The 18,703-nt window shown below is 67.1% G+C and carries 17 protein-coding genes; 13 read left to right on the forward strand and 4 right to left on the reverse strand.

The window, feature by feature from the left end; translation table 11 throughout:
* The first annotated feature begins 58 nt into the window (after positions 1-58).
* Positions 59-448, forward strand: coding sequence for a ribbon-helix-helix domain-containing protein (locus tag ACAD63_RS20240; RefSeq protein ID WP_133093646.1), 390 nt, complete (start codon positions 59-61; stop codon positions 446-448).
* A 19-nt stretch (positions 449-467) separates the two neighbouring features.
* Here the strand turns inward: ACAD63_RS20240 and ACAD63_RS20245 are convergent, their stop codons facing one another.
* Positions 468-2,447, reverse strand: a complete 1,980-nt coding sequence (locus ACAD63_RS20245; protein ID WP_133094198.1) for a monovalent cation:proton antiporter family protein — start codon at positions 2,445-2,447, stop codon at positions 468-470.
* Positions 2,448-2,598: 151 nt separating this feature from the next.
* On the opposite strand from ACAD63_RS20245, the gene ACAD63_RS20250 reads away from it, so the two are divergent.
* From ACAD63_RS20250 to ACAD63_RS20300, 11 genes are all read left to right on the forward strand, one after another.
* Positions 2,599-3,582: a KpsF/GutQ family sugar-phosphate isomerase gene (locus tag ACAD63_RS20250; RefSeq protein WP_135704366.1), complete on the forward strand. Its 984-nt coding sequence runs from the start codon at positions 2,599-2,601 to the stop codon at positions 3,580-3,582.
* A 43-nt stretch (positions 3,583-3,625) separates the two neighbouring features.
* Positions 3,626-4,255 carry an LPS export ABC transporter periplasmic protein LptC gene (gene lptC, locus ACAD63_RS20255; RefSeq protein ID WP_135704364.1) on the forward strand — a complete coding sequence of 210 codons (630 nt, stop codon included), beginning with the start codon at positions 3,626-3,628 and terminating at the stop codon, positions 4,253-4,255.
* Between the two features lie 139 nt (positions 4,256-4,394).
* Positions 4,395-5,042 carry a lipopolysaccharide transport periplasmic protein LptA gene (gene lptA / locus ACAD63_RS20260; protein ID WP_133093643.1) on the forward strand — a complete coding sequence of 216 codons (648 nt, stop codon included), beginning with the start codon at positions 4,395-4,397 and terminating at the stop codon, positions 5,040-5,042.
* A gap of 68 nt (positions 5,043-5,110) precedes the next feature.
* Positions 5,111-5,911: an LPS export ABC transporter ATP-binding protein gene (lptB, locus tag ACAD63_RS20265; RefSeq protein ID WP_133093642.1), complete on the forward strand. Its 801-nt coding sequence runs from the start codon at positions 5,111-5,113 to the stop codon at positions 5,909-5,911.
* Between the two features lie 155 nt (positions 5,912-6,066).
* Positions 6,067-7,545: an RNA polymerase factor sigma-54 gene (locus ACAD63_RS20270; RefSeq protein WP_133093641.1), complete on the forward strand. Its 1,479-nt coding sequence runs from the start codon at positions 6,067-6,069 to the stop codon at positions 7,543-7,545.
* A gap of 48 nt (positions 7,546-7,593) precedes the next feature.
* Positions 7,594-7,944: a ribosome hibernation-promoting factor, HPF/YfiA family gene (hpf, locus tag ACAD63_RS20275; RefSeq protein WP_029046778.1), complete on the forward strand. Its 351-nt coding sequence runs from the start codon at positions 7,594-7,596 to the stop codon at positions 7,942-7,944.
* Between the two features lie 368 nt (positions 7,945-8,312).
* On the forward strand, positions 8,313-8,768 hold the full coding sequence (gene ptsN / locus ACAD63_RS20280; protein WP_029046777.1) for a PTS IIA-like nitrogen regulatory protein PtsN: 456 nt from the start codon (positions 8,313-8,315) through the stop codon (positions 8,766-8,768).
* Positions 8,769-8,847: 79 nt separating this feature from the next.
* Positions 8,848-9,819 carry an HPr(Ser) kinase/phosphatase gene (hprK, locus tag ACAD63_RS20285; RefSeq protein ID WP_063236682.1) on the forward strand — a complete coding sequence of 324 codons (972 nt, stop codon included), beginning with the start codon at positions 8,848-8,850 and terminating at the stop codon, positions 9,817-9,819.
* Positions 9,820-9,997: 178 nt separating this feature from the next.
* Positions 9,998-10,330, forward strand: a complete 333-nt coding sequence (locus ACAD63_RS20290; protein WP_133093640.1) for a PsiF family protein — start codon at positions 9,998-10,000, stop codon at positions 10,328-10,330.
* Between the two features lie 126 nt (positions 10,331-10,456).
* A complete protein-coding gene (gene rapZ / locus ACAD63_RS20295) occupies positions 10,457-11,344 on the forward strand; it encodes an RNase adapter RapZ (RefSeq protein ID WP_135704362.1) in 888 nt (295 codons plus the stop codon).
* A 104-nt stretch (positions 11,345-11,448) separates the two neighbouring features.
* On the forward strand, positions 11,449-12,117 hold the full coding sequence (locus ACAD63_RS20300) for an LON peptidase substrate-binding domain-containing protein (RefSeq protein WP_133093638.1): 669 nt from the start codon (positions 11,449-11,451) through the stop codon (positions 12,115-12,117).
* Positions 12,118-12,135: 18 nt separating this feature from the next.
* On the opposite strand, the gene mutY is transcribed toward ACAD63_RS20300, so the two are convergent.
* From mutY to mutM, 3 genes are all read right to left on the reverse strand, one after another.
* The gene (mutY, locus tag ACAD63_RS20305) at positions 12,136-13,308 is read right to left on the reverse strand and encodes an A/G-specific adenine glycosylase (protein ID WP_434033206.1); all 1,173 of its coding nucleotides are present in this window, start codon (positions 13,306-13,308) and stop codon (positions 12,136-12,138) included.
* A gap of 129 nt (positions 13,309-13,437) precedes the next feature.
* Positions 13,438-15,387, reverse strand: coding sequence for a dynamin family protein (locus tag ACAD63_RS20310; RefSeq protein ID WP_133093636.1), 1,950 nt, complete (start codon positions 15,385-15,387; stop codon positions 13,438-13,440).
* A gap of 299 nt (positions 15,388-15,686) precedes the next feature.
* Complete coding sequence (gene mutM, locus ACAD63_RS20315; protein ID WP_133093635.1) at positions 15,687-16,571, reverse strand: bifunctional DNA-formamidopyrimidine glycosylase/DNA-(apurinic or apyrimidinic site) lyase; 885 nt, start codon at positions 16,569-16,571, stop codon at positions 15,687-15,689.
* 141 nt (positions 16,572-16,712) lie between these two features.
* On the opposite strand from mutM, the gene ACAD63_RS20320 reads away from it, so the two are divergent.
* Positions 16,713-18,692 carry a tetratricopeptide repeat protein gene (locus ACAD63_RS20320; RefSeq protein WP_255519880.1) on the forward strand — a complete coding sequence of 660 codons (1,980 nt, stop codon included), beginning with the start codon at positions 16,713-16,715 and terminating at the stop codon, positions 18,690-18,692.
* The last annotated feature ends 11 nt before the right edge of the window (positions 18,693-18,703 follow it).

The raw sequence follows: 18,703 nt of genomic DNA on the forward strand, positions 1-18,703 counted from the left end.
CGCGGTGCGGCGCCGCATGCACCCGCGCGCCGCTTGCGGCGCAGCACGGAGAGCTTCGATGTGTGAGATCTTTATCCGCGCCAATCCGGCCTCGTACCAGACCCAGGCCCGGTCGCTGCGGCTGCATGGCGTGGCCACCAGCATCCGCCTGGAGAGCCTGTTCTGGGAAGTGCTGGAAGAACTGGCCACGCGCGACGGCATGACCGTCAACCAGCTGATTACACGCCTGCATGACGAGCTGACCGCCCACCGCGGTAGCGAGGCGGTAGCGGGCAACTTCTCTTCTTTCCTGCGGGTGTGCTGCCTGCGCTACCTGAAGCTGCAGGGCGAAGGACGGATTCCGGCGGACCAGTCGGTGCCGATCCGCTCGCTGGACGCGCGCGCGGTACTGAACGACCTGCCGGAGTCCTGGGTGGAAGCGCGCCCACGGCAGGCGTTCTCCCACTGATGCGCGCCCCGCGCGGCGACTAGCCGTTCAGGATCCGCATCTCGGCGGCTTCCAATGCTTCCGGCTGGCCGCGCAGCACGACGATATCGCCCGGTTCCAGCACGGTCTCGGGCTCCGGGTCGAAGGCGCGGATGCCGCGCCGGCGCACCGCCGTTACCTCCACGCCGATCCGCTCCAGCCCGAGCATGCCCAAGCGCCGCCCGACCGCGGTGGACTGCGGCCCCAGCGACACGGAATGCAGCCGCACCGAATCGCGCTCGACCATGTCTTCTTCGTCGTCACGGCCGTGGAAGTAGCCGCGCAGCAGGCTGTAGCGCGCGTCGCGCGCCTCCTGCACGCCGCGCAGCACATGCCGCATCGGCACGCCCAGCAGCACCAGCGCGTGCGAGGCCAGCATCAGGCTGCCCTCGATGATCTCGGGCACCACCTCGGTGGCGCCGGCCTTTTGCAGGACATCCAGCTCCGAATCGTCGACGGTGCGCACGATCACCGGCAGCGCCGGCTCCAGCTCCTGCACGTGGTGCAGCACCTTGAGCGCCGACGGCGTGTTGGCGTAGGTGACGATCAGTGCCGCAGCGCGGTGGATGCCGGCGGCGATCAGCGCCTCGCGCCGGCCGGCGTCGCCGTAGACCACGGTGTCGCCGGCGGCGGCGGCTTCGCGCACGCGGTCGGGGTCCAGGTCGAGCGCGACATAAGTGATGCCCTCGCGCTCCAGCATGTGCGCCAGGTTCTGCCCGCTGCGGCCGAAGCCACAGATGATGGCGTGCTTTTCCGTCTGCAGGCTCTGCGCGGCGATGCGGGTCATGTTCAGCGACTGCATCAGCCATTCGTTGGCGGCAAAGCGCAGCACGATGGCGTCGCTGTACTGGATCAGGAACGGCGCGGCCAGCATCGACAGCAGCATCGAGGCCAGGATCACCTGGATCAGCACCGGGTCGACCAGGTTCAGGCCGTCGATCTGGTTCAGCAGCACGAAACCGAATTCGCCGGCCTGCGCCAGTCCCAGCCCGGTACGGATCGCCACCCCCTGGCGCGAGCCGAACACCCGCGCCAGCACCGCGATCAGCACCAGCTTGAACAGGATCGGTACCAGCAGCAGCGCCAGTACCAGCCACAAGTGGTCCAGCACCACGCGGATATTGAGCAGCATGCCGATGGTGACGAAGAACAGCCCCAGCAGCACGTCGCGGAACGGCTTGATGTCTTCTTCCACCTGGTGCCGGTACGGCGTCTCGGAGATCAGCATGCCGGCCATGAACGCGCCCAGCGCCATCGACAGCCCCAGCCGCTCGGTCAGCGCCGCCATGCCCAGCGTCACCAGCAGCAGGTTCAGCATGAACAGTTCCTGCGACCGGCGCGCCGCCACGATATGGAACCAGCGGCTCATCAGGCGCTGGCCGAGGAAGAAGATCGCGCCCAGCGCCACCACGATCTTGACCGTGGCCAGCCCCAGAGCCATCACCAGGTCGCCGGGATCGCGCGACAGCGCCGGGATCACGATCAGCAGCGGCACCACCGCCAGGTCCTGGAACAGCAGGATGCTGATGATGTTGCGGCCGTGCTCGCTCTCCAGCTCCATGCGCTCGGACAGCATCTTGGAGACGATCGCCGTGGACGACATTGCCAGCGCCCCGCCCAGCGCCACCGAGGCCTGCCACGACAGCGGGAACAGCCAGTTGAAGGCCCAGCTGGCGGGCACCACCGCCAGCATCGACAGCACCACCTGCGAGCCGCCCAGCCCGAACACCAGGCGCTTCATCGACCGCAGCTTGCTCAGGCTGAACTCCAGCCCGATCGAGAACATCAGGAACACCACGCCGAACTCGGCCAGGTACTTGGTCTGCGCGGTATCGCTGGCCAGCCCCAGCGCATGCGGGCCGATCAGGATGCCGACGGCCAGGTAGCCGAGCATCGGCGGCAGCTGCAGCATGCGGAAAGCGACCACGCCGAAGACGGCAGCGGCCAGCAGCACCAGGGTCAGTTCCAGCGGTGAGTGCATCAGGATGGTCGGGTGACCGGCCGGGCGCGCGCCCGACCCGGCACGGGCACCCTGCCGGGGAAACTTGGCAAGCGCGTCGATGCGGCGGGCACGCGGGGGCACATCGAGGCAGCCCCGGGCGACGTCGCATTCGTTGGTATACTTCGACGCCATGATAGCCAATTTCGATGCGGATCGAGCACTCAGGCTCGCCCGCGACACACTCCAGACCGAAGCCGAAGCGGTTTCCGCACTTTCCGGCCGCCTGACCGACGACTTTGCCCGTGCCGTGCAGATGATCCTGCAATGCAGCGGGCGCGTGGTGGTCTCCGGTATCGGCAAGTCCGGCCATATCGGGCGCAAGGTGGCGGCGACGCTCGCTTCCACCGGCACCCCCGCGTTCTTCGTGCATCCGGCCGAGGCCAGCCACGGCGACCTGGGCATGGTCACGCGCGACGACGTGCTGATCGCCTTCTCCAATTCCGGCGAAACCGGCGAGTTGCTGTCGATCATCCCGATCGTCAAGCGCATCGGCGCGCGGCTGATCTCGGTCACCGGCAACCCGGAGTCGAACCTCGCCAAGCTGGCCGACGCGCACCTCGACGCGGGCGTGGAAAAGGAAGCCTGCCCGCTCAACCTGGCGCCAACGGCAAGCACCACCGCCGCGCTGGCGCTGGGCGATGCGCTGGCGGTGGCGGTGCTGGACGCGCGCGGCTTCGGCGAAGAAGACTTCGCCCGCTCGCACCCGGGCGGCGCGCTCGGCCGCAAGCTGCTGACCCATGTGCTCGACGTCATGCGCACCGGCAACGCGGTGCCCGAAGTCCGCGAAAACACCCCGCTGGCCCAGGCGCTGATGGAAATCACGCGCAAGGGCATGGCCATGACCGCTGTGGTCGATCCCGACGGCCGTGCCATCGGCGTCTTCACCGACGGCGACCTGCGCCGCCTGCTGGAAACCCCGCGCGACTGGAAGACCGTTCCCATCGGCGAGGTCATGCACCGCAACCCGCATGTGGTCAACCAGAGCCAGCTGGCCGTCGAGGCGGTGCAGGTCATGGAAGCCAACCGCATCAACCAGTTGCTGGTGGTCGACGACGACGGGCGCCTGGTCGGTGCGCTGCATATCCACGACCTGACCCGCGCCAAGGTCATCTGAACGGGGCGCGAGAAGCACCGACAAGCACACCAACAAGCACACCATGCAGGCACTCATCGCCTCCCTCAGCGGCATCGTCATGCGCCTGCTGCCGCTGCTGCTGATGGCCTTCGTCGCCGGCAGCACCTTCTGGCTGGTGCAGATCAACTCGCCCAAGGAAAGCCAGGACACGCAGGCGACCAAGAAGCACGAGCCGGACTATTTCATGGACCGTTTTTCGGCCACGGAACTGGCGCAGGACGGCAGCACCAAGATCCGCTTCACCGGCGAACGCATGGTCCACTTCGAGGACGACCAGACCTACGAGGTCACGCGCCCCGCGCTGCGCGCCTATGAACCGGACCGTCCGCCGGTGACGGCACGGGCCGACCTTGGCCGCATGAACGCCGAAGGCTCGGTGATCGACCTGTACGGCAACGGCCATGTGCTGCGCCAGCAGGGCGCCGACGCCTCCAAGGATCCGCAGCTGACCGCCGCGTCGAGCTATTTCCAGCTGCTGGTCAATGACGACATCGTCAAGACCGACAAGCCGGTAAAGCTGACGCGCGGACCCTCGGTGATGACCGCGAACGGGCTGATCTTCAACAACGTCACCCGCGAAGTACAATTGCTCGGCAATGTACGCGGCACCATCGTCACCGGGCCGTCTCCGGGCCGTACGCCGGGACGCTGACCCGGCCCGCGCGGCCGGCCGCCGCGCAACGGCAATAACGCTGCGCGCCCTGCCTGCCCCGCAAGACCCGCATAACCCGCATAACCCGCATAACCCGGCCTAACCCGCACCACCACGCCCTCTAGCCACCGCTGCCAACATGACTGCATCCCTGACGACTTCGTCCCGCCGACACGCCGCCCCGGCCCTGCTCGCCACGGCCATGGCCATCGGCCTGCTGCTGGCCCAGCCCGCGCTGGCCGAGCGCGCGGACCGCGACAAGCCGATGGTGCTCGAGGCCGACAACGCCAGCTACGACGACGTCAAGCAGATCTATACGCTGACCGGCAACGTGGTGCTGACCAAGGGCACGATGATCCTGAAGTCGGATGCGGCCGAGCTGCGCACCGACCCCGAGGGCTACCAGTTCGCGGTGGCCACCGCCAAGGCTGGCAAGCAGGCCTATATCCGGCAGAAGCGCGAGGGCGTCGACGAATACATCGACGGCTGGGGCGACCGCATCGAATACGACGGCAAGCAGGAGCTGTCCAAGCTGATCGGCAACGCGCGCATGGCGCGCCTGCAGGGCGCCAAGATGCTCGACGAGATCCGCGGCGCGGTGCTGACCTACGACAGCCGCAAGGAGTTTTACACCGCTGCCGGCGGCAGCGACAACACCTCGGCCGCCAATCCGTCGGGCCGCGTGCGCGCGGTGCTGTCGCCGCGGCAGAACCCGAATGCGCAGGGTTCGGGCAGCGGCTCGCCGCTGGACCTGAAGCCGGCGCCCGCGCCCGCCAACAAACCCTGACGCCTCGCGGGGACCGATGCCTTGCAAGGACCGCCTCCCCGCCTGAAACGCTGAACGCCAGACTGCCAATGACCGATACCGCCACCATCGCCGAAAAGCCTTCCGTCCAAGCCACGGCCGTCCTCGAAGGCGGCAGCACGCTGGTCGTGCGCCACCTGAAGAAGCGCTATGGCTCGCGCACGGTGGTCAAGGATGTCTCGCTGGACGTGAAGAGCGGCGAAGTGGTTGGCCTGCTCGGCCCCAACGGCGCGGGCAAGACCACCTCGTTCTACATGATCGTGGGGCTGGTGAACCTGGACGAGGGCGATATCGTGCTCGACGGCGACCACATCAGCGGCCTGCCGATCCACGAACGCGCGCGCATGGGCCTGTCTTACCTGCCGCAGGAAGCATCGGTCTTCCGCAAGCTCAACGTCGAGGAAAACATCCGCGCCGTGCTCGAGCTGCAGGTGGAAAACGGCAAGCCGCTGGCCAGGGCCGAGATCGACCGCAGGCTCGACGCGCTGCTCGACGACCTGCAGATCGCGCACCTGCGCAACAACCCGGCGCTGTCGCTGTCGGGCGGCGAACGCCGCCGCGTGGAAATCGCGCGCGCGCTGGCATCGTCGCCGCGCTTCATCCTGCTGGATGAACCGTTCGCCGGCGTGGACCCGATCGCAGTGGGCGAGATCCAGCGCATCGTCAGCTTCCTGAAGGCGCGCAACATCGGCGTGCTGATCACCGACCACAACGTGCGCGAGACGCTTGGCATCTGCGACCACGCGTACATCATCAGCGAAGGCACCGTGCTTGCCGCCGGGCGGCCCGAAGAGATCATCGCCAACGAATCGGTGCGGCGCGTCTACCTGGGCGAAAACTTCCGCATGTGATGTACTGGCCTGCCCGCGGCGGCAGGCCATTGATTCTGCCTGGTTTCACCCCCATCATCTGCATGTGGGACAGCCCACTGCCGGCGTCGATCAAGCCGCGACATCGATAGCAATTTCCGTTCCAACAACGGAAAGATGCGCATAAAATAGGTCGCATGAAACCGTCGCTACAGCTCCGCCTCTCCCAGCACCTGGCACTGACGCCGCAACTGCAGCAGTCGATCAGGCTGTTGCAGCTTTCGACGCTGGAATTGCAGCAGGAAGTCGAACAGGCGCTCACGGAAAACCCCCTGCTCGAACGCGAGAACGACTGGATCGAAAGCCCGCTGCGCGTGGCCGCCGATGGCTCGGTCAACCTGCAGAGCGCGCCCGCGCCGGCACCGGCCGAACCGCAAGGCAACGGCGAGGCGCGCGCCGAGGGCGCGGGCGATGACGACAGCTACGGCGACAGCAACAGCGGCGACGACTATGGCGGCGACTGGAGCCTCGACGATTTCGCGCGCCGCCCGCAAGGCGACGAAGACGAGAAGACGCCGATGCAGCTGCGTGAGGCCGAGCCCACGCTGCGCGAATACCTGATGGAACAGCTCACGCCGCTGAAGATCTCGGTGCGCGACAAGGGCCTGGCCATCTTCCTGATCGAATCGCTCGACGACGACGGCTACCTGAGCGCGACGCTCGAAGAGATCTGCGCCGAACTGCCCGAAGAACTCGAATTCGAGATCGAGGAAGTACAAGCGATGCTGACGCTGCTGCAGAGCTTCGACCCGCCGGGCGTCGGCGCGCGCAACGCGGCCGAGTGCCTGGGCCTGCAATTGCGCCGGCTGCAGCATCCGCAGCGCGAGCTGGCGCTGAACATCGTGCATAACCACCTCGAGCTGCTGGCCGTGCGCGACTACACGCGCCTGAAAAAAGCGCTGCAGGTAGACGAGCCTGCACTCAAGGCCGCGCATGAACTGATCCGCTCGCTGGCACCCTACCCGGGCCACGCATACAGCCGCCCCGAAGCCGACTTCGTCGTGCCCGATGTGTTCGTGCGCAAGAGCGGCAGCGGCTGGATCGCGCAGCTCAATCCGGATGTGATGCCGCGGCTGCGCATCAATGACATGTACGCGCAGATCCTGCGCGGCGCCAAGGGCGAGTCGGGTACCGCAGGCCTGCAGCAGAAACTGCAGGAAGCGCGCTGGCTGATCAAGAATATCCAGCAAAGGTTCGACACGATCCTGCGTGTCTCGCAGGCCATTGTCGAGCGTCAAAAGAACTTTTTCACGCACGGCGAAATCGCCATGCGCCCCTTGGTTTTGCGGGAGATTGCCGATACACTGGGATTACACGAGTCAACCATCTCCCGGGTGACGACCAATAAATACATGGCAACGCCGATGGGTACTTTCGAACTGAAGTACTTCTTCGGCAGCCACGTGTCCACCGAGACCGGTGGCGCGGCTTCATCAACGGCCATCCGCGCCTTGATCAAGCAACTGATAGGAGCCGAAGACCCGAGGAATCCCCTTTCCGACAGTCGCATCGCCGAACTGCTGGGTGAGCAAGGCTTCGTTGTCGCACGACGCACCGTAGCCAAATATCGCGAAGCCCTGAAGATCCCCGCAGTGAATCTCCGCAAGTCTTTGTAGCCGAGCCCACCGCCTGCCTGGTGAGGCTCTTTCAGAAGGAGAAGCGCTATGAACTTCAAGATCAGTGGACACCACCTTGACATCACGCCGCCGTTGCGTGAGTACGTGGAAACGAAGCTGGAGCGAATCGTCAGGCATTTCGATCAGGTCATTGGCGTTAGCGTGCTGCTCTCTGTCGACAATCACAAGGAAAAGGACAGGCGGCAATATGCGGAAATCAATCTACATCTCAGGGGCAAGGACATCTTCGTTGAAGCGCATCATGAAGACCTGTATGCAGCGATCGACGCACTAGTCGACAAGCTGGACCGTCAGGTACTGCGCTACAAGGACCGCGTGCAAGGCCACGACCGCGAAGCGGTCAAGTACCAGATGGCCGCAGCGCAGATGCAGCAATGAGCGTGCCCGGTGGCCCCGCAGAGGGCCGCTGAATCAAAACTGAACAGGCAAGCCGCGCGTAGCGCGGCTTTTTTGCGCCTGCGGCGCTGTGGCGCCTGCGCAAAGGGCCTGTCACCCGTTTGAGACGGAGTGTTCGCAACGGCCGCGGCAGGGTGTATGCTGCGCCATACATGCAGGGCCGCATCCTGCCCGCGCCCGGTTAAGGTGCGGACGCCAACCGGGCGGCGCTGCGCTGCACAATCACAGGGAGGCTGCTGCTCTATAATGGCCGGACGCCTCGGCGTTGCCGGCGACCGGCAGCCCCTGAGCCACACACTGCCCGGCGGAACGGCGGAACCGCCCGCTAACTGAACTCCTGCGCATCGCCCATGAATCGTTTGGCCAAATTGCTGCCACCCGGCAACATCACCCTCGACGTCAGCGTCACCAGCAAGAAGCGTGTGTTCGAGCAGGCCGGGCTCCTCTTCGAGAACAACCATGGCGTGGCGCGCGCCACCGTGACGGACAACCTGTTTGCGCGCGAGTCACTGGGCTCCACCGGACTTGGCGCCGGCGTGGCGATCCCTCACGGCCGCATCAAGGGGCTCAAGCAGCCGCTGGCCGCCTTCATGCGCCTGGCCGAACCGATTCCGTTCGAATCGCCCGACGGCAAGCCGGTATCGCTGCTGATTTTCCTGCTGGTGCCGGAACAGGCCACGCAGCAGCACCTGGAAATCCTGTCCGAGATCGCGCAGCTGCTGTCGGATCGCGACATGCGCGAAGGACTGGCGACGTTGCCCACTTCCGAAGCCGTGCACCAGTTGCTGACCGAATGGCATCCCTGATTCACCGATTGACCTGAACGGGCCGGCACAGACCGGACAGGCACAGCGCCTGGCACACCGCCCCACACGTCATACCCGCATGGAACTCACCGGCGTCACCTCCCAGTCCATCTTCGACGACAACGCAGCCGACCTCAAACTCTCATGGGTCGCCGGCCTGGAAGGTGCGGACCGCGCCTTCGACGTGGAATTCGCCCGCGAAGCCACCTCGGCCGCGGACCTGGTGGGCCACCTGAACCTGATCCACCCCAACCGCATCCAGGTGCTCGGCAAGCCCGAGATCACCTACTACCAGCGGCTGGACGACGATATCCGCAAGCGCCAGATGGGCGAGCTGATCCTGCTGGAGCCGCCTTTCCTGGTGGTGGCCGACGGCATGGAGCCGCCGCCGGACCTGGAGCTGCGCTGTACGCGCTCTTCCACGCCGCTGTTCACCACGCCGGTGTCGTCGGCCGCGGTGATCGACCACCTGCGGCTGTACCTGTCGCGCATTTCCGCGCCGCGCGTGACCATGCACGGAGTGTTCCTCGACATCCTCGGCATGGGCGTGCTGATCATGGGCGAATCGGGCCTGGGCAAGAGCGAACTGGGCCTGGAACTGATTTCGCGCGGCCACGGCCTGGTGGCTGACGACGCGGTCGACTTCGTGCGGCTGGGGCCGGACTTCATCGAGGGGCGTTGCCCGCCGCTGCTGCAGAACCTGCTCGAAGTGCGCGGCCTTGGCCTGCTCGACATCAAGACCATCTTCGGCGAGACCGCGGTGCGGCGGAAGATGAAGATCAAGCTGGTGGTGCAGCTGGTGCGCCGCAACGACGGCGAGTTCGAGCGCCTGCCGCTCGATTCGCAATACCTCGACGTGCTGGGCCTGCCGATCCACATGGTCAAGATCCAGGTGGCGGCCGGCCGCAACCTCGCCGTGCTGGTCGAGGCCGCCGTGCGCAACACCATCCTGCGCCTGCGCGGCATCGACACGCTGCGCGATTTCATGGACCGCCAGCGCGCCGCGATGCAGGCCGATGCGGTCTCGCGCGGCCAGGGCCGCCTGCTCTGAGCGGGCTGATTGCCCGCGCACGCGTTTTCAATTGCTTACAACGGCGGCCTCCCCCGCCGTCAACGCCGACGTCCGGTCTGCCGTTTTGTGCTGTAATGGGCATCGAGCCCATTCCAAGGCCGCCACGAGCCCCTGACACCGTGCGGCCGTGATGTTTTCCACACCAAGGAGAGCGAGCATGAAGAAACTGATCGCGATGTGCGCGCTGGTCACCCCGCTGCTGGCATCCGTGGCCTTCGCCCAGTCGGCGTCGGCACCGGCCGCCCCGGCAAAGGACGCCGCCAAGGCGCCCACCGCGCAGCAGGAAAAGATGAAGACCTGCAATACGCAGGCCGGCGACAAGAAGGGCGACGAGCGCAAGGCGTTTATGAAGCAATGCCTGTCGGCCAAGCCGGACGCCACGCCCAAGACCCAGCAGGAAAAGATGGCTGCCTGCAGCAAGGAAGGCAAGGGCAAGAAGGGCGACGAATACAAGGCGTACATGAAGGAGTGCCTGTCGAAGTCGGCCTGAAGCAGGTCTTCTTCCGAAGCAAACCACGGCAATGGCGGACCGCAAGGTTCGCCATCGTTGTTTCCGGGTCCGCAGTCATCCCGCTGTCATGACGCGGCCATCACGTGATGCTATGCTTCAGTTGCTATGCGCATCATCCTCATCACCGGCATTTCCGGTTCCGGCAAGTCCGTTGCACTGAACGTCCTCGAAGATGCGGGGTACTACTGCGTGGACAACCTGCCGGCGCAGTTCATCCCGGAACTGGCCCGCTACCTTTCCAGCCAGGGCTATACGCACCTGGGCATTGCCACCGACATCCGCAGCCGCGAGTCGCTCGACCAGTTGCCCGATACCGTGCGCACGCTCGCCGGCGAGCACCAGGTCGAGGTGCTGTTCCTGACGGCCAGCACGGACGCGCTGGTGCAACGCTACTCCGAGACGCGCCGGCGCCATCCGCTGTCGATCCGCACCGATGGTGGCGTGGCAAGCCCCGGCGGCGAGCCCGCCTTCAACGACACCGCGCTGATGGAAGCGATCGAGATGGAGCGCGAGCTGCTGAGCCCGCTGGCCGAGGCCGCGCACCGCATCGATACCAGCAATGTGCGCACCAATACGCTGCGCAGCTGGATCAAGGAGCTGATCCGCAACGACAGCGAGCGCCTGACGCTGCTGTTCGAATCCTTCGGCTTCAAGCACGGCGTGCCCAGCGACGCCGACATGGTGTTCGACGTGCGCTCGCTGCCCAACCCCTATTACGACCTGGCGCTGCGCCCGCTGACGGGGCGCGACACGCCGGTGATCGATTTCCTGCAGGCGCAGCCGATGGTGCTGGCGATGGCCGAGGATATCCGCGCCTATGTGGAAAAGTGGCTGCCAAGCTTCATCGCCGACAACCGCAGCTACCTGACCGTCGCCATCGGCTGTACCGGCGGGCAGCATCGCTCGGTCTATATTGCGGAAAGGCTCGCCAACTATTTCCGCGCGCATGGTAATGTGCTGGTGAGACACCGAGAGCTCGCGCCGGCGGGCTGACGCCAAGCGCGCGTGCCTGGGGGCACTGGCGGCGTACGGTCCGGCGGCGCGCCGTTGCTGCATTCTGGCATCCCACTGCATCCCCTTATGCACGCTGGCACCGCATGTCTTCCACCGACCTCTACCGCCCCACCTCGTCCGCCGGGTCCGACCCCGAGCCGCAGACGCTAGACAACCTCCCGCTGTTCCCGCTGCACACCGTGCTCTTTCCCGGTGGCCGGCTGCCGTTGCGCGTGTTCGAGGCGCGCTACGTCGACATGGTGCGCAACTGCCTGCGCGACGGCACGCCGTTCGGCGCCTGCCTGATCGAGAGCGGCGAAGAAGTGGCGCGGCCAGGCAAGGCGACCGTGCCGGAGTCCGTGGGCTGCCTGGCCGAAATCGTCGATTGCAACATGGAGCAGCTGGGCGTGCTGCTGATCCGCGCGCGCGGGCGCGAGCGTTTCCAGATCATCAGCCACGAGACCCGCGACGACGGCCTGCTGGTGGCGCGTGCGCAGGTGCTGCCCGCCGACATCATCGACTGCAAGCTCGAGCTGCTGGGCGAATGCCTGGACGCGCTGCGCCGCATCGTGACGCGGCTGCATGCCGAGCAGCCCGACCGGATGCCGTTCGACGAGCCTTACCTGTGGGACGATCCCAGCTGGGTCGCCAACCGGCTGTGCGAACTGCTGCCGGTGCCGCTGAAGGCCAAGCAGATGCTGATGGCGCTGCCTGACGCGGGCATGCGCATCGAGATCGTGCACCGCTACATGCGGCAGAACCACATCGTCTGAGCGGCGCCGCGGCCGGCTTCAGAACAGGCCGCCGCGGGCCTGGTCTTCCAGCAGCCTGCGCACCGGCGCGGGCGTGCCCAGCGCATCGAGATCGTCGAGCGAGAGCCAGCGCTGTGCCGCTTCCGTGGCGCTGTCCTGCGCCATCAGCTCACCTGGCCCCACATCGACGCGAATCGCGCGGATCAACAGGCGGAAGTGCGTGAAGACGTGGGTCAGTTCGCCCGCCATCGCGGCGCGCACGGGTACGCCATAGGCGCGGGCGTAGTCGAGCGCGGCGGCTTCGGCGGCTTCCGCATCGAAGGGCACGGTGTCGACCGGCATCTCGGGCAGGCTCCACAGGCCGCCCCAGATGCCGCTGCCGGGGCGCAGCCGCAACAGCACTTCACGCTCGCGCCGCACCATCAGCATCACCGTGCTGCGCTCGGGGATCGCGGCGCGCGGCTTTGGCGTGGGCAGCACGCCGGTCAACCCTTCGCGGCGCGCCACGCAGTCGGCGGACAGCGGGCACGCGCCGGCATCGGCCAGGCATGCCGGCTTGCCGCGCGAGCAAACCGTCGCGCCGAGGTCCATCAGCCCTTGCGTATAGGCGACCATGTCTTCGGCCTGGCGCGTGCCCGCTGCGGGCAGCGCGATCTCGGCCAGCTGCCACATGCGCGTTTCCACCGCGCGCTCGCCCGGGTGGCCATGGATGCCGAAGCAGCGCGCAAACACGCGCTTGACGTTGCCGTCGAGAATCGGCGAGCGTACGCCGGCGCTGAAGGCAGCGATCGCCGCCGCGGTCGAGCGGCCGATGCCGGGCAGCGTCGCCAGTACCGCGGGATCGGTCGGGAAAACGCCGCCGTGCTCGCTGACCACCTGCATGGCGCAGCGGTGCAGGTTGCGCGCGCGCGAGTAGTAGCCAAGGCCGGCCCAAAGGGCCATCACCTGGTCCGCGGGCGCGGCGGCCAGTGCCTGCACCGTCGGCAATGTAGCGACAAAGCGCTGGAAATACTCGATCACCGCGCTGACCTGGGTCTGCTGCAGCATGATTTCCGACAGCCAGATGCGGTAGGCGTCGCGCGTGTTCTGCCACGGCAGGTCGTGCCGGCCGTGGCAGCGTTGCCAGTTGACGACCCGTGCGCCGAAATCGGGGGGCACCTGGATGTCGTCGGGGATGGGTGCGGTGGCTCGGGGGGCGGACTTGCGGGGCATGGGGTACGGCTTGTGGTGTGGGGCTGGTGTTGGGCCAGCAGCGTGCGAACGTGTCAAAAAAAGCGCCGCTGTACGCGGCGCTACATGATATACCGGCCCTGAAATACGCCTACCGCCAGCCGCTTCCCGTCACGCCACCGCCAGGCTCGCCTGCTCCGCCACGCCCGCCGGCCGCAGCAGGCGTTGCGCAAACCCCTCGATCTTGCCGCTGCGCTCATCCAGCCCGTTCAGCACCTCCTCGAGCTCCGCGATACGGCTTTCCAGCGTATCGGTCGCTTCGTGGATGCGCTCGATCGAATCGACGCGCCGGCGCAACTGCTTCTGGTGCTCGCGCACCTGCGCCTCGAGCGGCGTCATCACCGATTTGAGCCACACCTCGATATCGCGATTCAGGTCGCGGAAGTTCTCCAGCACGCGGCTGGCCATGGTGCTGAATGCGTTCTGCACCAGTTGCGGCCGCGAGCGCGTCAGCATGCTGACCGTGCCGAAGTGCGCATGCACCAGCCGCAGCGTTTCCTGCAGCTCGGCCACGTAGCGCTCGGCGGTGAACTGCATCGGCGTGGGCAGCGTGAAGCCATGCTCGGCATTGAAGCGCCGGTACATGCTTTCGATCAGCTGGTGCAACTGCCCGATCTTGTTGTCGGCATCGGTCACCAGCGCGGTGAGCTGGGCGAACAGCGCATCCATGTCCTCGCGCAGGCCGCGCGAGAAGAAGCGCTCCTTCATCTGCTCGCGCGCGGTCCGCATGGTCCGGCGCACGTCGCGCAGCTGCAGGCTCTTGATGATGTCGGCGCTGTGGCGGCCGAACACCAGCCGCAGAGCCTGGAACTTGCTGATGCTCTGCTCGAACTCTTCCTTCTCGCCCTGCACGCGCATCAGCATGTGCTTGACCATCGCGTGGTTCTTGCCGCGCAGCCCGCGCAGCTCGAACAGTTGCTCGACGATATCGCGGCGGCGGCTCTGCAGCAGCTGCTGCGCGGCCCGCGCCATGTCCTGCGCCTGGCGGTGGACCTGATCGGAGACGATGTCGCGCCGCCGCGGGATCAGCTGGTCGGACAGCACATGCTCGAACTCCGGCAAGCCGCTGCGCGCCAGCAGCGCGTCGTCGTGCGTGACCTTTGCCACCAGGCCCTTCTGTGCCGACACGGGATAGACACGCGCCTGCTCGATGCCCAGCACCTGCGCCGTGCTCGAGACCTGCCGCCCGATCTCGCCGGCGATCTCGGCCGGCTGGCGCAGCGGGTCCCACAGCCCGTCGATCTTGTTGAGCACGGCCAGGCAGCCGCGCCGGTGGCCGGCGTCCACGTGGGTGCGCCACAGTTCCAGGTCGCTCTTGGTCACGCCGGCATCGGCGGCCAGCACGAACACCACCACGTGCGCGTCAGGGATCAGGCGCAGCGTCAGCTCGGGCTCGGTGCCGATCGCGTTCAGCCCCGGCGTGTCCAGGATGACCAGCCCCTGGCGCAGCAGCGGATGCGGGAAATTGATCACCGCATGGCGCCAGCGGGATATCTCGACCATGCCCTCGGCATCGACCGCGTAGGCGGCGTCGGGGTCGCTCTCATGGTAGAGGCCCAGCGCCTCGGCTTGCTGCGGCGGCACGCGCACGGTCTGGACCACGTGCTGGAAGGCTTCGAGCATGCCCTCGGGCGAGGACGGATCCAGCGGCACCGTATGCCAGTGTGCCGACGGGCCGGCCTCGAGAAAATCCGCGGTCGAAGCGTCCTGGAGCCTGGTCTCGATCGGCAGCAGCCGGATGCAAGGCGGCTCGGCCTCGTCGTAGCGCAGCTCGGTCGGGCACATCGTGGTGCGGCCCGCCGACGACGGCAGGATGCGGCGCCCGTAGTCGGCGAAGAAGATCGCATTGATCAGTTCGCTCTTGCCGCGCGAGAACTCCGCAATGAAGGCGACCTTGAGCCGGTCGCTGCGCAGCACGTTCTGGATGCGCTGCACGCGGTCGTCGGCCTGCGCGTCGTACAGGTCGTGCTGCTGCAGCCACGACTGGAATTCGGCCAGGGACTGGAGGACCCCCGTTCTCCAGGCGCCATATTGTTCGAATTGGTGGGCGAGCGTTGTCATGGAGCTGTTCGGCTGACTCGGTTTTTGCCTCGGGGCCGCCGCCGGCGGAGGCGTGCCCGTGTTCCCGCACTGCCGGCCCGCCGCGACCCGGGCGAGCCAATCTGTTCCATTTTTGTAACTTTTTATAACTGCGCACACGATACAGGTTTCCACGGCGGTTTTGTGGAATTCGCGTCCCTTGTGAATGGCGTGCGGGCAGAGTGTTGCGCCGAGCCATCGACAATCGCCGCCGGCGCGCATTGTGCGCCACACGGCGCATCGTAATGGCGGCCACCGGTCAGTGCCGGCTCAGTGCTGGCTCAGTGCTGGCAGTTGGGGCAGTAGAAGGTGGAACGCTGGCCCTGCACGATCTGGCGCACGGGCGTGGCGCAGACCCGGCACGGCTGGCCGGCCCGGTCGTAGACAAAGCAATCGAGCTGGAAGTAGCCGCTGGCGCCGTCGCTGCCGACGAAATCGCGCAGCGTGCTGCCGCCGCGCTCGATCGCCTGCGCCAGGGTCTCGCGCACGGCCTGCGCCAGCCGGTCGCAACGCGCACGGCTGAGGCGGCCAGCCGGCGTGGTCGGGCGGATGCCGGCGCGGAACAGGCTTTCCGAAGCGTAGATGTTGCCGACCCCGACGACGATGCCGCCGGCCAGCAACACCGTCTTGATGGCGGCACTGCGGCCGCGCGTGTGGCGGTGCAGCCAGGCGCCGTCGAAGGCAGCATCGAAGGGCTCGATGCCGAGCGTGCGCAGCAGCGGGTGGGATGGCAGTTCGTGCTCGGGCAGCGTGGTCCACAGCACCGCGCCGAAGCGGCGCGGATCGCGAAAGCGCAGCACCAGCCGGCCCCCGGCGCCCTCCGCCGCCACTACACCCTCTGCACCAGCGGCCAGCACCATGTCCAGGTGGTCGTGGGCGCCGGGTGGCGGCGCCTGCGGCAACACCCTGAGCGTGCCGGTCATGCCGAGATGCACCAGCAGCCAGCCGGCCGGTTCGGCGGGATCGTCGCTGACACACTCGAGCAGCAGGTATTTGCCGCGGCGTTCGATCCGGCGCACCACGCGCTGCGCCAGGCGGGCTTCGAGGTCCGGCTCGACCGGCCAGCGCAACCCGCGGTGGCGCACCGTCACCGCTTCAATGCGCCGTCCCACCACATGCGGCAGCAAGCCGCGCCGGGTCACTTCGACCTCGGGCAATTCAGGCATCGAACCTCTCCGTTGGTTAGCGCTCCAAACTCCTGCCGGCCTTGCTGGCCATGGGCCGGCGCGCCAAGCAGCGCATTGTAGCGGCAGGCTACAATGCCTTTATCCATTCCTTCGCCAGCGCGCGCCCGGAGCACTCGATACATGTCGGACCTGAAGTTGGACCTGACGCCGGACCTGATGCCGGACGCCACATTGCAAGCCTCCCAGTGCGGCATCCCCGTGCACGAGGGCGCATTTTCGCCCACGGCGGGCGCCGCGGGAGCCTTTGCCAGAACCCGCCGCCACGCACGTGCGCTGGGCGCCGCGGCACTGCTCGCGCTGGCCGGCGCCGCGCATGCGGCACCTCCGGCCGGCGACGTGCCGCTGCCGCAGCTTGCGCAGATGCCGCAGCTTGCGCAGATGCAGATCGCCGCCTCCGATGACGCGCGCCCCGCCAGCAGCACCGCCAAGCCGGCACGCAGCCCGCTGCCGTCGCTGGAACTGACCGACGACATCGTCTATATGGTGCTGGCGGCCGAGATTTCCATGCAGCGCGGCCTGGTCGGGCCGGCCTACCGCACCTACCTCGAACTGGCGCGGCAGACCCGCGACCCGCGCTTCGCGCAGCGCGCCACCGAGATCGCCTTCAACGCGCGCATCCCGCAGCAGGCGTTGGATGCGGCCCGGCTGTGGCGTGAAATCTCGCCCAATTCGCCCGCCGCCGCGCAGGTCCTGTCGACGCTGCTGGTGCTGAACGGACGCTGGGACGATGCCCGCCCGCTGCTGCAGCAGCAACTCGCCGCCGTACCCGCCAGCCACCGCGGCGACGCCATCCTGCAGATGCAGCAGCAGCTGTCGCGCACCAGCGATCCCGCCGGCGCGGCCACGTTGCTGCAGGAACTGACGCGCAACGATACGAAACTGCCGGAAACCCACCTGGCGCTGGCGCGCGCGCGCGAAATCGCCGGCGACGTGCCGGGCGCGATCGCCGCGCTGGACCAGGCACTGAAGCTGCGCCCGGGCTTTGAGGCCGCCGCGCTGATGGCCGCCGAGCTGCGCGCCGAAAAGGAGCCCGACGAAGCCGTCGCCATCCTGAAGCGCTTCCTTGACAAGTCGCCCGAATCGGTCAACGGCCATATCACGCTGGCGCGCCTGTACCTGCTGCGCAACGACATGCAGGCGGCACGGCAGGAGTTCGAGACCTTGCGCAAGGTGGCGCCCGCCGATCCGCGCGTGCCACTGGCGCTGGGGCTCACGAGCCTGCAGGCCAAGAACTACAGCGAAGCCGAGCAATACCTGCAGGAGTATCTGCAGCTGGTCGAGAAGCAACCCACGGCCAATCCCGACATCGCCTACCAGTACCTGGCGCAGATTGCCGAAGAACGTAAGGACTATGCCGGCGCGATCCAGTGGCTGGACCGCATCGAGGACATCCGCCTGGCGCCCGCGGCCACCGCCAAGCGCGCGCAGCTGCTGGCACGCCTGGGCAAGCTCGACGATGCGCAGGCACTGTTCGGCGAGATGCTTGCCGATGCCGAGGAAATCCCCGACCCGGGCCAGCGCGCGCAGCGCGTCATGGCGATCCGCCAGGCCGAGGTGGCCACGCTGATGGAGACCAAGGCTTACGACCGAGCACGCAAGCTGCTCGACGACCGCGTCGCCGCCGAGCCCGACAACGCCGACTGGATCTACGAGCTGGCCATGCTCGACGAGCGCCAGAAGCGCTACGACAGCATGGAAAAGGGCCTGCGCCGCGTGATCGCGCTGCAGCCGCAGCAGAAGCAGGGCTACAACGCGCTCGGCTACTCGCTCGCCGACCGCAACGAACGCCTGCCCGAAGCGCGCAGCCTGCTGGAACGCGCCTCCGAGCTGGGCCCGGACGATCCCTACATCATGGACAGCCTGGCCTGGGTCAAATTCCGCATGGGCGAGCTGCGCCCCGCAGCGGACCTGCTGCGCAACGCCTACTCCAAGGCGCCCGAGGCCGAGATCGGCGCGCACCTGGGCGAGGTGCTGTGGCAGCTCGGCGAGCACGAGGAAGCGCGCAAGACCTGGACCGAGGCCATGCGCATCGATCCCGAGAACGAAACCCTGGTCGATACGCTGCGCAGGTACAAGTTCGACGTGCAGCTGGCCAAGTAACCAACCTCCTG

This window comes from Cupriavidus sp. a3, from assembly GCF_051015765.1.
Classification (GTDB): Bacteria; Pseudomonadota; Gammaproteobacteria; order Burkholderiales; family Burkholderiaceae; genus Cupriavidus; species Cupriavidus oxalaticus_A.

Excerpts from the sequence above, each read along its gene's own strand:
- lptB (WP_133093642.1), top strand. The coding sequence starts at position 5,111 with ATGACCGATACCGCCACCATCGCCGAAAAGCCTTCCGTCCAAGCCACG.
- hpf (WP_029046778.1), top strand. The coding sequence starts at position 7,594 with ATGAACTTCAAGATCAGTGGACACCACCTTGACATCACGCCGCCGTTG.
- ACAD63_RS20300 (WP_133093638.1), top strand. The coding sequence starts at position 11,449 with ATGTCTTCCACCGACCTCTACCGCCCCACCTCGTCCGCCGGGTCCGAC.
- mutY (WP_434033206.1), bottom strand. The coding sequence starts at position 13,308 with ATGCCCCGCAAGTCCGCCCCCCGAGCCACCGCACCCATCCCCGACGAC.
- hprK (WP_063236682.1), top strand. The coding sequence starts at position 8,848 with ATGGAACTCACCGGCGTCACCTCCCAGTCCATCTTCGACGACAACGCA.
- lptA (WP_133093643.1), top strand. The coding sequence starts at position 4,395 with ATGACTGCATCCCTGACGACTTCGTCCCGCCGACACGCCGCCCCGGCC.
- ACAD63_RS20270 (WP_133093641.1), top strand. The coding sequence starts at position 6,067 with ATGAAACCGTCGCTACAGCTCCGCCTCTCCCAGCACCTGGCACTGACG.
- ptsN (WP_029046777.1), top strand. The coding sequence starts at position 8,313 with ATGAATCGTTTGGCCAAATTGCTGCCACCCGGCAACATCACCCTCGAC.
- ACAD63_RS20320 (WP_255519880.1), top strand. The coding sequence starts at position 16,713 with ATGTCGGACCTGAAGTTGGACCTGACGCCGGACCTGATGCCGGACGCC.
- ACAD63_RS20250 (WP_135704366.1), top strand. The coding sequence starts at position 2,599 with ATGATAGCCAATTTCGATGCGGATCGAGCACTCAGGCTCGCCCGCGAC.
- ACAD63_RS20290 (WP_133093640.1), top strand. The coding sequence starts at position 9,998 with ATGAAGAAACTGATCGCGATGTGCGCGCTGGTCACCCCGCTGCTGGCA.
- lptC (WP_135704364.1), top strand. The coding sequence starts at position 3,626 with ATGCAGGCACTCATCGCCTCCCTCAGCGGCATCGTCATGCGCCTGCTG.
- rapZ (WP_135704362.1), top strand. The coding sequence starts at position 10,457 with ATGCGCATCATCCTCATCACCGGCATTTCCGGTTCCGGCAAGTCCGTT.
- ACAD63_RS20240 (WP_133093646.1), top strand. The coding sequence starts at position 59 with ATGTGTGAGATCTTTATCCGCGCCAATCCGGCCTCGTACCAGACCCAG.
- ACAD63_RS20245 (WP_133094198.1), bottom strand. The coding sequence starts at position 2,447 with ATGCACTCACCGCTGGAACTGACCCTGGTGCTGCTGGCCGCTGCCGTC.
- ACAD63_RS20310 (WP_133093636.1), bottom strand. The coding sequence starts at position 15,387 with ATGACAACGCTCGCCCACCAATTCGAACAATATGGCGCCTGGAGAACG.
- mutM (WP_133093635.1), bottom strand. The coding sequence starts at position 16,571 with ATGCCTGAATTGCCCGAGGTCGAAGTGACCCGGCGCGGCTTGCTGCCG.